General features: G+C 49.9%; 14 protein-coding genes. All 14 read left to right on the top strand.

From position 1 onward, the window contains the following. Nucleotides 1–339: 339 nt before the first annotated feature. The 14 genes from AN963_RS25310 to AN963_RS25245 all read left to right on the top strand — a co-directional run bounded on the left by AN963_RS25310 (nucleotide 340) and on the right by AN963_RS25245 (nucleotide 14,429). Nucleotides 340–1,944, top strand: a complete 1,605-nt coding sequence (locus AN963_RS25310) for an OPT/YSL family transporter (protein WP_055747289.1) — start codon at nucleotides 340–342, stop codon at nucleotides 1,942–1,944. Nucleotides 1,945–1,972: 28 nt separating this feature from the next. Then, the gene (locus tag AN963_RS25305; RefSeq protein WP_055747288.1) at nucleotides 1,973–3,034 is read left to right on the top strand and encodes a DUF917 domain-containing protein; all 1,062 of its coding nucleotides are present in this window, start codon (nucleotides 1,973–1,975) and stop codon (nucleotides 3,032–3,034) included. A 37-nt stretch (nucleotides 3,035–3,071) separates the two neighbouring features. Next, entirely contained in the window at nucleotides 3,072–4,016 is a 945-nt protein-coding gene (locus AN963_RS25300) for a DUF1177 domain-containing protein (protein ID WP_055747287.1), read from the top strand. A gap of 166 nt (nucleotides 4,017–4,182) precedes the next feature. After that, nucleotides 4,183–4,491, top strand: a complete 309-nt coding sequence (locus tag AN963_RS25295; protein ID WP_055747286.1) for a hypothetical protein — start codon at nucleotides 4,183–4,185, stop codon at nucleotides 4,489–4,491. Nucleotides 4,492–4,522: 31 nt separating this feature from the next. Beyond that, nucleotides 4,523–5,266: an RNA polymerase sigma factor gene (locus AN963_RS25290; protein ID WP_055747285.1), complete on the top strand. Its 744-nt coding sequence runs from the start codon at nucleotides 4,523–4,525 to the stop codon at nucleotides 5,264–5,266. A 68-nt stretch (nucleotides 5,267–5,334) separates the two neighbouring features. Continuing rightward, entirely contained in the window at nucleotides 5,335–5,748 is a 414-nt protein-coding gene (locus AN963_RS25285) for a VOC family protein (protein ID WP_055747284.1), read from the top strand. Between the two features lie 841 nt (nucleotides 5,749–6,589). Continuing rightward, nucleotides 6,590–7,291, top strand: a complete 702-nt coding sequence (locus tag AN963_RS25280) for a TerC family protein (RefSeq protein WP_055747283.1) — start codon at nucleotides 6,590–6,592, stop codon at nucleotides 7,289–7,291. A 3-nt stretch (nucleotides 7,292–7,294) separates the two neighbouring features. Beyond that, complete coding sequence (locus AN963_RS25275; protein ID WP_055747282.1) at nucleotides 7,295–8,167, top strand: LysR family transcriptional regulator; 873 nt, start codon at nucleotides 7,295–7,297, stop codon at nucleotides 8,165–8,167. Between the two features lie 215 nt (nucleotides 8,168–8,382). After that, nucleotides 8,383–9,459, top strand: coding sequence for an AbrB family transcriptional regulator (locus AN963_RS25270; RefSeq protein ID WP_055747281.1), 1,077 nt, complete (start codon nucleotides 8,383–8,385; stop codon nucleotides 9,457–9,459). A gap of 206 nt (nucleotides 9,460–9,665) precedes the next feature. Next, the gene (locus tag AN963_RS25265; protein WP_055747280.1) at nucleotides 9,666–10,706 is read left to right on the top strand and encodes a tripartite tricarboxylate transporter substrate binding protein; all 1,041 of its coding nucleotides are present in this window, start codon (nucleotides 9,666–9,668) and stop codon (nucleotides 10,704–10,706) included. Between the two features lie 231 nt (nucleotides 10,707–10,937). Further along, entirely contained in the window at nucleotides 10,938–11,399 is a 462-nt protein-coding gene (locus AN963_RS25260; protein ID WP_055747279.1) for a tripartite tricarboxylate transporter TctB family protein, read from the top strand. Nucleotides 11,400–11,411: 12 nt separating this feature from the next. After that, the gene (locus tag AN963_RS25255; RefSeq protein WP_055747278.1) at nucleotides 11,412–12,938 is read left to right on the top strand and encodes a tripartite tricarboxylate transporter permease; all 1,527 of its coding nucleotides are present in this window, start codon (nucleotides 11,412–11,414) and stop codon (nucleotides 12,936–12,938) included. Between the two features lie 15 nt (nucleotides 12,939–12,953). Then, on the top strand, nucleotides 12,954–13,745 hold the full coding sequence (locus AN963_RS25250; RefSeq protein ID WP_055747277.1) for a class I SAM-dependent methyltransferase: 792 nt from the start codon (nucleotides 12,954–12,956) through the stop codon (nucleotides 13,743–13,745). A 231-nt stretch (nucleotides 13,746–13,976) separates the two neighbouring features. Further along, nucleotides 13,977–14,429: an Lrp/AsnC family transcriptional regulator gene (locus tag AN963_RS25245; protein WP_055747276.1), complete on the top strand. Its 453-nt coding sequence runs from the start codon at nucleotides 13,977–13,979 to the stop codon at nucleotides 14,427–14,429. The last annotated feature ends 19 nt before the right edge of the window (nucleotides 14,430–14,448 follow it).

Raw genomic sequence — 14,448 nt, 5'->3', positions numbered from 1 at the left:
GGGTCGCTTTCCATAGGGGAAAGCGGCTTGTTTTTGTTATACTTTCAGAAAGTTTAATAAAGGAAGAAAGTATAAGAAAAACTAAGGCTTTCGCTATTGAACTGGGCGATAAGCCAAGTTTTTCTAAAAGTAAAAAAAAACAGAATAGATAAGAAACAACCTTTTGAAGGGGGAGAGAATCGACAGCGCTTCGAAACAACGGTTCCTGCAAAGCTTCCAGGACGCCGCGTTCCATTTACGCGAGTGTATCTGATGGGAAGAAAGAAGAAACAGTAGTAGGAAAAACGCTTTTTCAGTCTTTGTGCAATCATACAGAAAATTATAAAAGGGGGTAGGAACATGGCTAAAAATAAAACTTCCAAAGAAAAGCATCCCTCTGTTTTCGAGCCGTTCTCACTACTATTGAACGTAGGCTTGTCCGTATTTGGTGCCATAATTGGAATGCAGCTGATTACATCGCTTGGGGTAACGCCGAGCACATCGATTATAGGTGCGCTGGCCGCGATGCTGATCGCTCGGATTCCATTGGAGATATTTTCGAAATACAGATCGATTCATCGACAAAACCTGGTACAGACGTCAATTTCCTCTGCGACATTCGGTGCGGCAAACAGCTTGCTGATTCCCATTGGGATCCCCTTTGCGATGGGGAAGCCAGAACTGATCATGCCAATGATGATCGGGGCAGGGCTGGCGATGTTTGTGGATACAGCACTGCTGTACAAGCTCTTCGATTCCAAAGTATTCCCGGCCTCAGGGACATGGGCTCCGGGTGTTGCTACAGCGGAAGCGATTATCGCAGGAGACAAAGGCGGTAAGCGTGGGGCGTTGTTGGGAGTAGGGACGGTCATTGGTTTGATTGGTTCATACTTGGGCATTTCGATGTCCGCATTCGGGGTAGCGTTTATCGGGAACATCTGGGCCTTGGCGATGTTTGGCATCGGTCTTTTGCTAAGACAATATTCCGTACCACTTTTCCATGTTGACGTGAACACAATGTATATCCCGCACGGCTTTATGATCGGGGCAGGGATAGTCGCATTGTTCCAAGTGGCAGTTATTATTTTTAGAAAAAAGAAACCGGTTACAAACGCTTCTTCTTCTGTTGAGGAAGTAACGTATACGAAAAGTGACAAACAAACCTCCCGGACTCTGGGATTTGGCTTTATTGCCTATTTGGTCATTGCATTGATTGTCGCACTTACAGGCGGACTGATTTCACACATGTCATTCGGCATGTTGATCGGCTTTATGATCTTCGCTGCATTTGCTGCGTACGTACACGAACTGATCGTAGGGATTGCGGCGATGCACTCTGGGTGGTTCCCGGCTTTTGCGATTGCGCTGATTACGCTGATCATCGGGATGATGATCGGGTTCCCACCAGTGGCGCTAGCACTCTTGGTAGGTTTCAGTGCTGCGACAGGTCCAGCTTTTGCTGATATGGGCTACGACTTGAAAACGGGCTACATCTTGCGTGGCAACGGTTCCGATCCTGAAGCAGAGCTAGCAGGTCGCAAACAGCAATACTTCGCAGGCTTGATCGCGTTTGGTGTCGCTTTGATTACCGTCATGTTTTCGTACAACAGCTTTTTCTCTCAAGGGCTCATCCCACCCGTGGATAAAGTATACGCCAGTACGATTGAGGCAGGTACTTCCCCAGAGGTTGCCAAGCAATTGCTGATGTGGGCGATTCCAGGCGCAATCCTGCAATTGGTTGGTGGATCCAGTCGTCAGGTTGGGGTCATGTTTGCCACAGGGTTGCTGATCCTGAATCCGAATGCGGGCTGGGCGGTACTGGCTGGTATCCTCATTCGCACGGTCGTGTTGAAAATGAAAGGCAAACAAGCAGAAAGCACACTCAGTATTCTCGCGGCTGGTTTTATCGCCGGGGATGCGCTCTACAGCTTCTTTAGTTCCGTAGTGAAATTTGCCAAGAAATAAAACCAACTGGAGATGGAGGAGAAACAAAATGGCGAAAGTGACCTTAACGACTTCCATGATGGAAGCAGCTGTATACGGCGGATGCGTGTTAGGCGGAGGCGGTGGTGGCTGGCTGGAAGATGGACTGGAATCAGGGCGTCTCGCGTTGGAAGTGGGAACACCGCAGCTGTATACCGCAGAAGAGATGAATGACGAAGATCTGCTGGCGACAGTTGCGCTGGTCGGGGCACCTGCTGCCACGGATCAATATACAAAACCGATGCATTACGTTCGTGCCTTGCAGCTTTTAGAAAAGACAATCGGTCAGCCGATTAAAGGGATCATCACCAATGAAAATGGGGCAGGTACGACGGTAAACGGCTGGTTTCAGGCTGCAGTGACAGGGCTTCCCGTGATCGACTTGCCATGTAATGGACGAGCACATCCGACAGGCCTCATGGGAGCTATGAATCTGCATGAGCTCGACGGCTTTATTTCTCACCAAGCTGCCGTAGGTGGGAAGGACGAGCGCTATCACGAGGTATGCGTGAGCGGCCACTTGCAACAGGCAGCAGGGCTGGTGCGCAAGATCTCCGTGGAAGCAGGCGGACTGGTTGTCGTTGCTCGCAATCCTGTGACTGTAGCGTATGCCAGAGCAAATGGAGCTCCTGGTGCGATCCAGCAGGCGATCGAGGTAGGGGAAGCCCTGCTCGGAGCAAAAGGAGAGGCAGCGATTGAAGCGGTCTGCCAAAAGCTCGGAGGCCGTGTTGTCACAGCTGGTGTCGTTGACGAATTTGCATTGAATACGGCTGGTGGTTTTGACGTAGGGCGCGTCGTCATCAACGGTCATGAAATGACGTTTTGGAACGAATATATGACTTTGGAAGTAAACGGAGAGCGACTGGGCACATTCCCAGATCTCATCATGACTCTGGATGCGCAGACAGCCAAACCGATCGTTTCCGCTGAGGTCGAAAAGGGTCAAAAGCTCGCAGTCATTCACGTACCAAAAGAACAACTGATTTTAGGAGCAACCATGCGCAACCGCGAGCTGATGGCTTCGGTGGAAGGCGCCGTCGACAAACAGATACTCTCCTACATCTTTGCTTAAATAACGGACGCATCCACAAATCAGGGAGGTAACGAGCATGTCATGGAAACAAACCATCACCGTGTTTGAAGCGCTGGATAGTGCATATGTCAGTGGAGAAACGATTAAGGAACTTTTTGCATCGTATCCAGCGGTGAAGGTCAGTGTACAAACGGTAACAGGGGAAGAAGGCAAGACCGATTTCGTCAAGATTGTCATTCCGGGCAAAAACGGGAAAGCCACAGGCGGGACTGCGCCAACCTTTGGGATTATCGGAAGATTGGGCGGTATTGGTGCACGGCCGAGCCGAATCGGGATGGTGTCGGATGCAGACGGCGCGATCGCAGCGATTGCATCTGCCTTGAAGCTCGCAGATATGCAAAAGAAGGGTGACGTCCTCGCAGGAGATGTCATCATCAGCACGCATATTTGCCCGAATGCCCCTACGCAGCCGCACGAGCCGGTAGATTTTATGGGCTCGCCAGTCGATATTTTGACCATGAACCGCTATGAAGTCATTCCTGAGATGGAAGCGATTTTGTCTATCGATACGACGAAAGGCAACCGCATCGTCAATCACAAAGGAATCGCGATCTCGCCGACTGTAAAAGAAGGCTTCATTCTTCGTATCAGCGAGGATTTGCTCCGCATTATGGAAATGACCACCGGACAGCTTCCAGTGACTTTCCCAATTACGATGCAGGACATCACGCCGTACGGGAATGACCTATTCCACATCAATAGCATCCTGCAGCCTGCCGTTGCCACGGATGCTCCGGTCGTAGGTGTCGCGATTACGGCACAGACAGCCGTTCCAGGCTGCGGTACAGGTGCCAGTCACGAATCAGATATTGCGCTTGCCGTCAAATTTGCGGTAGAAGTGGCCAAAGAGTACACCAATGGCGTATCCACCTTGTACGATGAAGCGGAATACGCACAAATCCTCAACCGCTACGGATCGATGAAAGTGCTGCAAACGATGGGCAACGTAGCAGGCAACTAACAAGTGACGTGAGACAGGGAGAAGACATTTCTCTCTGTCTTTTTTTGTTAGGGGAGAAATTGCCACAAAGGTGAAGTCCGTATGCGGGGAGGAATGGGAGGCGAGGATAACGAACAGTAGAGAAGGACTTTAGGCTTTTTAGGAATAGAGAAGGGAATAAGATGCCATGTCATCCAATCATCCGATACATCCTGATTGCGCGAGAGCGATCCGCCGTCTCATGCAAATCAATGAGCCCAAACGCCAGGATTTTCTGGATCTGAAAACATACGGACGTGATGCCTACTCGGAAATGGGCTGGGACGAACTTCAGCATTATATCAATGAAAAGACAGTCGTCATCGTCGAGCAGTTCGAGGACGAGCAAAATATCATGTCAGCGCTGCGGTGGGTAGCGAGAGGGCTGCCTCCTTGGTTAGCCATCCGCAAAGTCCGGACAGATTATGCCATGTATCGTTACATGAAATCGGTGTAGCGCAAATCGCAAACGTTTCTGGAGGAATTACATGACTGCCGCTTCATTTGCACACCTGGAGCATTTTTTGCCTGAATTGAAACTGGTTTGCTTGCAGCTTGCCAAGAACCACTGGGATGCGCAGGATCTCATGCAGGAAACATTGACTAAGCTATATCGCTCCATCGAGATTTCACCAGATCGAGAGCTGAGCAAATCCTATATCAAGCGTATCGCGACGAATGCCTGGATCGATCATTGCCGGAAGAAACAGGTGTCGCCATCCGATGAATTCGTGGAGGAATTGTACCATGGATCCGCTCTCGACGACTTCTCTATTCGGGAGTCGTTTGAACAGCTCGCGGATCGTTTGAATGCACGCCAAATGGTACTCATCCTATTGATGGACATTTTTGCCTTTACTGCCCCGGAAACAGCCAAGCTGCTCCATACCACCACAGGAGCCGTAAAGGAAGGCGTGAAGCGAGCGCGCCTACGCTTGCAAGCACTCGCGGCTCAGGTAAAAGACGAGGATGAGAAGCCACTTGAGCCAGCCACTCGAAAAAAGCAACGTACCATAGCCTCACGATCAGCGAACGAGTCCGTGACCAAAGAGATGCTGGAACAGTTTCTGGAAGCTTTTCGGGCGGGAGATCCTTTAGCGATTTGCCGCACCTATTTTCTGCTGACGGAAAAAGGCATGAGTGTGGAGCGAGTAGCGGTCGTGGGGGATCGTTTGACCTTCACGGTACGAGACCCAAATGGGCATCTGCTATCTTTTTTTCAAAATTGTTGAAGAGACCGTTTCTTTTCGGAAGATTTCTTCGTTTTATCGATTGTAAAAACTTTGAAGGAGTGGAAAAGATGTCGGCCAACATCACCAATTTTGCCGTTGTGCAATTGCCAGTAAAAGACGTAGAAGCTTCTGTAAAGTGGTATCGTGAAGTATTGGGGATTCCGTTTTCGTTTGATTTCAAGCCAGGTGACAACGAAGCCTGGATGAACGTAGGTGGAGTGGGATTAGGTCTCGTGCGCAGCGAGAACGTTCCGAATCTGGATTTTCGCAATATGCAAGGCCAACTGCAACCGATTATTTCCCTGCAAGTGCAAAATATTCAGGCTGTGTACCAGGAGCTTGCGGAGAAAGGATATGAGCTAGGCGAGATGGTCTACAAGCAAGGCGGCGGTTACAGCTTTCAGCTGCGTGACCCCGATGGGCATCTTTCCAATTTATGGGGCGGTTGGCCGTCTGCTGAGGATGAAGCAGCGAATTCGTAGAAGAAAAAGTAGAAGCGTATAATAGTGCCCAAGCCCTCTGTTAAAGAGGGCTTCAAATTTAAATGCCCTATCGCTCTAGCTGCAATGGAGGGGAGGAAAAAGGAGAAAACGCTCAAGCCGGGTAGGGCCACTGCTGAGGGGGCATTCCTGCTCGGCTCCATTCCAAAAGCGGAATCGCGTCCAAAGTAGACCTCTCGCAGATGTTTCACAGTGGTGGACGCTTAAAATCGTGTTCCTCTTTTTCCATCCCGCCTGGGTCGTGTCCCTAATACCTTTCGCTTTTTTCTCCTTTTTCCTCGTACGAGCTTCGTCCTTAGTCGGGGCTAGTATCGTTGGTAGCTCAGGTGAAGGATTTCCTTTTGAATCATAGAAGCCTGTCAGCTAAGTGACAGGCTTTTACTGTTTGAGAATGAAAATCTCCAAAAAGGTCTTGATATGGCTCGATGAAACAGAAATCACTCGCCAGAGAAGCATGTTACCAGACGGAGCGACTGTGAAGTCCCACTTAGAGGAGCCATGAAGCCCGAGGCAACAGAATCGCTATCTATGACTAACCTTCGGAGCTGCGCGTCATTTGGCGATTCCCTCGGGATCATGGTGGAGCGGACAGTCTGTGCTTCCAGCGGGACGTAGCCCGGAGCGGAGTATGGAAACAGGCTTCTCTCGACTGCAGCTACATTCCCGACAGAGTAAATCCCTCTAGTAAAGAGGGCTTTTTTCATTCGCAAATCAAGAACATTTCCCGTAAAATTTATGCAAGTAATTAATTTAATACTGCGTTTCGGGTGAGAAAGGTCTATTATTGACACTATGGCTATTAATTAATTAGGAGGGAGCAATCATGACAGAGTTTTTACTTAGTCTTTTGCAAATAATTATCGTAAATATCGTATTGAGTGGCGACAACGCGGTCGTGATCGCTCTCGCTTGTCGAAACTTGAATCCGGAATTGCAAAAGAAGGCAGTCTTCTGGGGAAGCTTCGGTGCCATCGCGCTGCGGATTATCCTGACCTTTATCGCTATCTGGCTGTTGAAAATTCCACTGGTGCAGGTCGTTGGCGGACTATTGCTCATCTGGATCGCTGTCAAACTGCTGAAGGGCGAAGATGAAGATAGTCACATCGGCGGCGGCTCGAACATGATGGAAGCGTTGAAAACCATTATTTTTGCGGACCTGATCATGAGCTTGGACAACGTCATTGCAGTGGCGGGTGCTGCCAACGGCAATCTGCTGCTGGTGATTATCGGTCTGGCGATCAGTATCCCATTGATTATTTGGGGAAGTCAGCTCTTGATGAAGCTGATGAACCGTTTTCCTATCATCGTACTGCTGGGCGCTGCCTTGCTCGGATACACAGCAGGGGAAATGATCGTAGGAGACAAGCTGGTCGGCGGCTTTATCGAAGAGACAATGCCTGCGTTGCACATCATTTTGCCAGTAGCATTGGCACTGGTTGTCATCGCTGTGGGGAATTACTTCAAACGTAAAGCGGAAAAGGAAAAAGCAAATAGAGTCGGGCAAGATCACGCGGAGACCTTGTAGGAGATGGAATATCGCGACTGGCAGATTCTGCAGACGCTGTTTCAGGAGCAGAATATCACCAAGACAGCAGAGGCCTTGTACATTTCCCAACCTGCCCTGACCAAACGCTTGCGTCAGATTGAAAAAGAATTTGGCGTACAGATTGTGCAGCGGGGAAGCCGAGGTGTCCATTTCACTCCTCAGGGAGAGTATTTGGCCAAATGTGCGGATGAAATGCTACTGCGCCTGCGCAACATCAAGGAGCATGTCTTGAACATGGGCGACGAGGTCAATGGAACGCTGAGGCTTGGTGTATCCAATTACTTCGCGCGATACAAGCTCCCCATGATCTTGAAGCAGTTCAAGGAAGCATACCCGAATGTCGAGTACAAGGTCATCACCGGGTGGAGCAAAGACGTGTACAAGTCTGTGTATAATCAGGATGTCCATGTGGGGTTTGTCCGGGGCAACTACAACTGGACGGACCAAAAGCTGCTGCTGTTTGAAGAATCTGTTTGTGTCGTCTCCAGAGAACCGATCAATATCGCTGATCTGCCTTCGTTGCCGCGAATCGATTACGAGACGGATCCGATGCTGAGGGCGCTGGTCGACAACTGGTGGACCGAGCATTACTCCCAGCCACCGCTGATCGGTATGGAGGTCGACAAAGCGGATACGTGCAGTGAAATGGTAGCGAGCGGTCTGGGTTACGCCATCCTGCCGCGGGTCGTTCTGAATGGTAAGGACGATCTGTTCATGATCGAGCTGACCACAGAGGCCGGGGAGCCAATCAAGCGAAAGACGTGGATGTTCTATCATGCTGACTCGATGGAGCTGCAAATGGTCAAGGCTTTTGTCAGCTTCATGGAACAGATCGATATAGAAGTCCCGAAATGAAAAGGGTAAGTGAACCTGCAGCGAAGACAAGGATGAGCTTGTCGGAAGGTGCAGGTTTTTTCTTTTTTTCATCCCGTACAAGAGAGCAGATATTCACGCAGGGAATCGCCAACGATAACCATTTTGTATTTTTGCTACGGGATCGATTGTTTTACACTAGGTGTACCTCATCATAGAAGCTCGATCAACGTCAGAGAGTAGGAGAGGAAGCGCTCATGCTGCTACGCACACTGTTTACATTGCTGCTCGGTTCATTGGGGGGATTACTTTTTGCTGCCGTACATAGTCCTCTTCCTTGGCTGCTAGGAGCATTAGTCACAACGGTTGTTTGTACGTTCATCGGCGTCCAAAACATGTGGATTCCCCGATGGTTTCGCCAAATAGGTCTGATCGTGATCGGCATATCGCTTGGCCTGCGCATGACACCAGAGATCTGGGGGACCATGACGGGTCACATCGGTTTGATGCTGATCGCGACGATCTTGACCGTATTGATCAGCTTGGGCAACGCCTGGATTTTCTATAAAGTCGGCAAGGTCGAAGGAATTACCGCGATTTTCAGCAATATCCCCGGTGGATTATCCGAAATGGTGACGATCGGGCAGTCCGTGGGAGGAAACCAGCAAGTCATTTCGATCTTCCACTCGCTACGAGCTGTCACCATCGTATTGTGTACACCGTTTATCGTCATGTGGTTGCCTCACCATGCTTCGATCCAGAGCGTCTCCGGAGCACATGTGCTTGGATTCAGCCAGACGTTGATCATTCTAGCTGTAGGTGTCATCGGGGCATGGATCGCGTCGCGCTGTTCCATACCGGCTCCTTTCTTGCTCGGCGCTCTGCTACTGACTGCATTGGTGTCGATGAATACATCGCTCACAGGAGAGAGTCCAGCTTTGACAGGTTTCTTGGTCAAAGCCGCGCAGGTCTTTGTCGGAGTCAGCATTGGTCTCGGCTTCAAAAGGGAGGATATCGCCCGGAACCGCCGTTTCTTCCTGTTTGGTCTGATGCATTCCGTGCTGTTGTTTGTGATGGTGATCGTGCTCGCGGTCGGCATCTCCTACGCTACCGATACGGATGTGCTGACAAATATTCTAGCCACGGCTCCAGGCGGAATTGCAGAGATGAGCTTGACTGCCTTGACGATCGGAGCGGATCCCTTGTTGGTTACAGCGTTTCAGTTGTTTCGCGTGCTTTTTGTCCTCACCTTGTTTTCCTTTGGAGTCCGTACGTGGGTGAATCGTCATCGCCGTACCCGGGAACTGCAGGAAGCCGGTCAGGGCAGCGGGTAACGAGAGTCTTTCAACCAAAACAGATCCGAATAGATAGGCCTGTATGTTCCTGCCGAAGGGACGACAGGTCTATTTGGCGTGAAAAATATGAAAACAATCATAAAAATAACGTTTATCCAAAAAATCTGAACAAACTAGGAAGCGTTTTCATGGGATGCTATGATCGCTGTAGTTGAAAACGCTATCAACAAAAGGGGGCTTTACAGATGAAACAAACAAAGAAATGGACGAAGTGGAGCGGAGTACTTCTTACCACAGCGATGGCACTGAGCCTGGCAGCCTGTGGTGGCGGCGGAGGGCAGACAGCTGCAGGTGGTGAGAAAGCAGCTTCGACCTATCCGGAAAAACCAATCGTCATAAACGCTCCCTCCGGTGCAGGTGGCGGATTGGATAAAACCGCGAGATCTCTAGCCAAGGTGATGTCAGCTAGCAAGCTGGTAGAAAAGACGATCACGGTCGAAAACAAACCAGGCGGCGGTCAGGCAGTAGGATTGGCTGACTTCGTGACGCAGGACAAGAAAAACAACTACAAGCTTTTGCTTCCTTCGACGCCGATCATCATCAACAATTTGAAAAAAGAAGGAAACAGCCCACATTCCTACAATGATATGACTCCGCTGGCGCAGCTGACGAAAGACTACGGAGCCATCGTAGTGAAAGCGGATTCTCCATACCAAGATCTGAAATCACTGATGGACGCAATCAAAGCAGATCCAACGAAGGTCACCGTGGCTGGCGGCTCTGCTCCTGGTTCACTGGATCACTTGACGTTCCTGATGCCAGCAGTAAAAGCGGGCATCGATCCGAAGACAGTGAAATACATCTCCTACGACGGTGGCGGCGAAGCGATCGCCTCTCTCTTGGGAGGAAATGCAGACGTACTGGCAACAGACGTATCGGGCGCCGGCGAGTACATGAAGTCTGGAAAAGTGAAAATCCTGGGTGTGTCCTCTCCTGAGCGTCTGAAAGGCTTGTTCAAAGACATTCCGACCTACAAAGAGTCCGGATATGATACAGAGCTGATCAACTGGCGCGGTGTGTTTGGACCAAAAGAAATGTCTCCTGAAGCGGTGGCTTACTGGGAAGAAAAACTCAAAGCCATGACCCAAACTCCAGAATGGAAAGCAGAGCTGGAAACAAACGGTTGGGATGACGGCTACAAAAACGGAGCTGACTTCAAGACCTACCTGGGCGAGCAAGAAAAAATGTTCAAGGAAATCCTGGGCCTGCTCAATATGGCGAAGTAAAAAAACCTCTACCGAGGCATGTTCATGGAGGAGCGACCGCGTTTAAGCGGAAAGTTTTACCGAAGTAATGCCAGAAGCATACGCTGAGGCACTTCGTTATGCGCTCCAGAATTCATTAGCGCTAGCGATTATGAATTCTTATACGTTAAAAAAAGGTTGGTAGGGGATGGAGAAGAAGCGATTCTTCTCCTCCTCCATTCCTGAAGCCTTGTACGAAAAGGAGGAGCATACGTGAGCAAAACATTTGACCGTTACGCCAGCTTGCTGTTTCTCGTTTTGGGAGTAGCGTTTGTGATTGGCAGCCAAAACATTTCTGCGAGTGCGTACGGCAGCAATGTCGGACCAAATATCTTTCCGCTGGGACTGGGCTCTCTCTTGGTTCTACTGAGCCTGCGACTGTTTTACGAGACGTTCACATACAAGCAAGGGGAGAAAAAAGAGGGGCCAGCTCTCGATTACAAGCGGTTCCTCATCATACTGGCAGCAGCTTTACTCTACGTGCTGCTTTTAGAGGAAATCGGCTACGTAGTGAGCACCTTCCTCTTCCTCTTGGTTGGCTTCCAAACGATGCAAAAAGGGAAATGGCTCAACACATTGCTCATTTCCGGCGCTTTTTCCTTCGGTATCTACTTTTTGTACGTGAATGTTCTCGATGGTACTTTGCCCGGTTTACCAACATGGTTAGGCTTGTAGGAGGTGGATGACATGGATGCGTTTCACTATTTACTAAACGGATTTGCTACTGCCCTGCAATGGCAAAATATCATCTTTGCGTTTGTCGGCGTACTGATCGGGACAGTAGTCGGTGTATTGCCGGGGATTGGGCCTATCAGCGGCGTAGCGCTGTTGATTCCGGTAACAGCTTCACTGACAGGAGGACTACCTCCCGAGGAGGCGGCGACCAGCGCGATTATTTTGCTGGCAGGTGTTTACTACGGGGCAATGTATGGAGGCTCCACGACTTCTATCCTGTTGAACACACCTGGTGAGTCATCCTCCGTCGTCACAGTACTGGACGGATACCCGATGGCCAAGCAGGGACGGGCGGGAGTCGCCCTGGCGATCGCTGCGATTGGTTCGTTTGTTGCAGGGATTGTCTCGCTTGTCGGTCTGGTATTTTTAGCAGAGCCACTCTCCGATGTGGCACTCAAGCTCAGTCCTGCCGATGAGTTTTCCTTGATGATCCTGGGCCTGTGCGCATTGAGCGGCCTGGCAGGAAAATCAGTCACCAAGGCACTGATTATGACGGTGTTCGGGTTGTTACTCGCGACGATCGGGATCGACAACGTGTCTGGTGTGTCGCGCTTTACTTTTGAAATGCCGGAGCTCTATTCTGGTTTGGAATTTTTGACGATTGCTGTAGGGGTATTCGCTCTTGGTGAAGTCTTCAAAACAATCCTGGAGCGCGATTCCAATGAGGGGGAGATCGCGAAAATCTCTCGTATTCTACCTACCAAGCAAGACCTGAAAGAGAGTGCAGGGCCGATCATCCGCGGTTCGTTGGTCGGATTCTTCAAAGGGATCGTACCGGGTTCGGGTGCAACACTGGCATCCTTTCTGGCTTACTTGTTGGAAAAGAAAATCAGCAAAAACCCTGAGAAATTCGGGAAAGGGGCCATTGCTGGTGTAGCCGCTCCTGAGTCGGCAAACAACGCTGCTTCGGGTGGCGCAATGATTCCACTTTTGACCTTGGGGATTCCAGGGACAGGGACGACCGCTGTATTGATGGGCGCCCTGATTATGTACAACGTGCAGCCAGGTCCTTTGCTGTTTGACGAGCATCCAACAATCGCTTGGGGCTTGATCGCCAGCATGTTCATCGGAAACCTGATGCTCCTGATTCTCAACATGCCGCTTGTAAAGGTGTTTGCCAAACTAATTGAGACGCCGCCAAAGTACTTGATTCCGATGATCGTAGCCATTTCTATTTTTGGTGTATACGCGGTACGCGTCTCGGTATTTGATCTGGTGCTGCTGCTCATTTGTGGTGTCGTAGGATACTTCTTGGCGAAAAACGATTTCCCGATGGCTCCACTCGTTCTGGGCCTGGTCTTGGGTCCAATGATCGAAAACAACCTACGACGCGCGTTGACGACGTCCAATGGCGATTTCTCCGTCTTTATTGAAAAGCCAGTATCACTGGTGTTCCTGATCATTGCGGTTCTCTGGATCACAGTTCCATTGATCATGAAAATGAGAGGGAAAAAAGTAGTCGTGAACGTAGAAGGATAGAGGAGGGTGAAGCTGATGCGCGATGACAAACAAATCAAAGAGGAAGTCAAACAGCAGTTCGGGGCCAATGCCGAAAAGTATGTGACCAGTCAGACGCACGCTACAGGAGACGATCTCTCTTTGCTGGCACCTTGGCTGAATCCGTCGGCTGATTGGGTATTTCTCGATGTTGCGACCGGCGGTGGGCACCTCACCAAGAAGATTGCCCCCCATGTAGGACAAGTCTTTGCGACCGATTTGACACAGCCTATGCTTGCGGCAGCCCGGAACCATCTGACGTCTCACTGCAGAAATGTCTCTTATGTAGTCGCGGATGCGGAGGCACTGCCGTTTCTCGGCGAGTCCTTTGATGCTGTGGGATGCCGAATCGCCGCACATCACTTCCCGAATCCACAGGCGTTTGTACGAGAAGTAGCACGTGTGCTGAAGCCAGGCGGGAAGTTCATTCTGATCGACAACATTGCGCCGGAGGATGAAAAGCTGGATCGCTTTGTGAATACGTTGGAGAAGCTTCGTGATACCAGTCATGTGCGTAGCTATTCCCGTTCCGAATGGTTGGAGTGGGTGGAGCAGGCAGGTCTGGTCGAGAGTCAGTCACGTATCCGTAAAAAAACCTTCCCGTATGCGACTTGGGTGAGACGCACGGCTGAGTCCGAGGAGCAGGTCGAACAGGTGACGGCGCATATCACGGGTGCTGATGAGGAAATCCACGCTTACTTTGCAGTAGAAAAGGAAGGCGAGCAAGTCACTTCCATTCAGATAGATGAATGGATGGCTCTTTTTGTAAAGCAAAAATTAGAAAAATAGCTCGTACTATGAGTGCACAGAGTCCCCACTGGAGGTTTTAGTGGGGGCTTTTTGCTGTACGGTTGACGATGTAACGAACCGTAATGATTCAGTCGATTTCTGAATGGCTTTTTGACAGTTTTATTTGAAATCTTGCTCGTATATTACGATTCGTTTGAATTTGACGACCTGTGATTACGAATGGTTTATTTCTGGAAAGATTATGCTACTATTTCCACAGGAGGTATGACGATGGACGATGTAGATCTGAGAATCCTGGAATTACTCGAAGAAAACGGAAGGCTGTCACACGAAGAAATCAGCAAGCTCTTGCACATCTCGCGCCCTGCTGTTCACCAGCGGGTGGTAAAGCTAGAAAGGAATGGGGTGATCAAAGGATATCGCGGCATCGTCGATTGGAGAAAATTAGAGCAGAAAATCAAGGTCTTGATCTTTGTCAAAGCGAGATGCCATAACTTCAAGGAAATCGCTGCAAAGATCGTGGAGTTGCAGGTACCAAATGTGAAGATCATCGAATGCCAGCGACTCGCAGGAGAGTGGTGTATGATGCTAAAAGTGCGCGTGACTGCACCGGAGGATCTCACCAATCTGATCGATGAAATGGTAAAGCATGAAGAGATTTTGGAAACCTCTACGACATTCATCTTGTCTACGATCTACGAGGACGGGTGGAAGGAAATATAAAACAAGGGTGGAAACAGGC

The sequence above is a fragment of the Brevibacillus choshinensis genome (assembly GCF_001420695.1).
GTDB lineage: Bacteria > Bacillota > Bacilli > Brevibacillales > Brevibacillaceae > Brevibacillus > Brevibacillus choshinensis.
The sequence above is the reverse complement of the archived record's forward strand: the minus strand, read 5'-3'. Positions and strand labels throughout refer to the sequence as shown.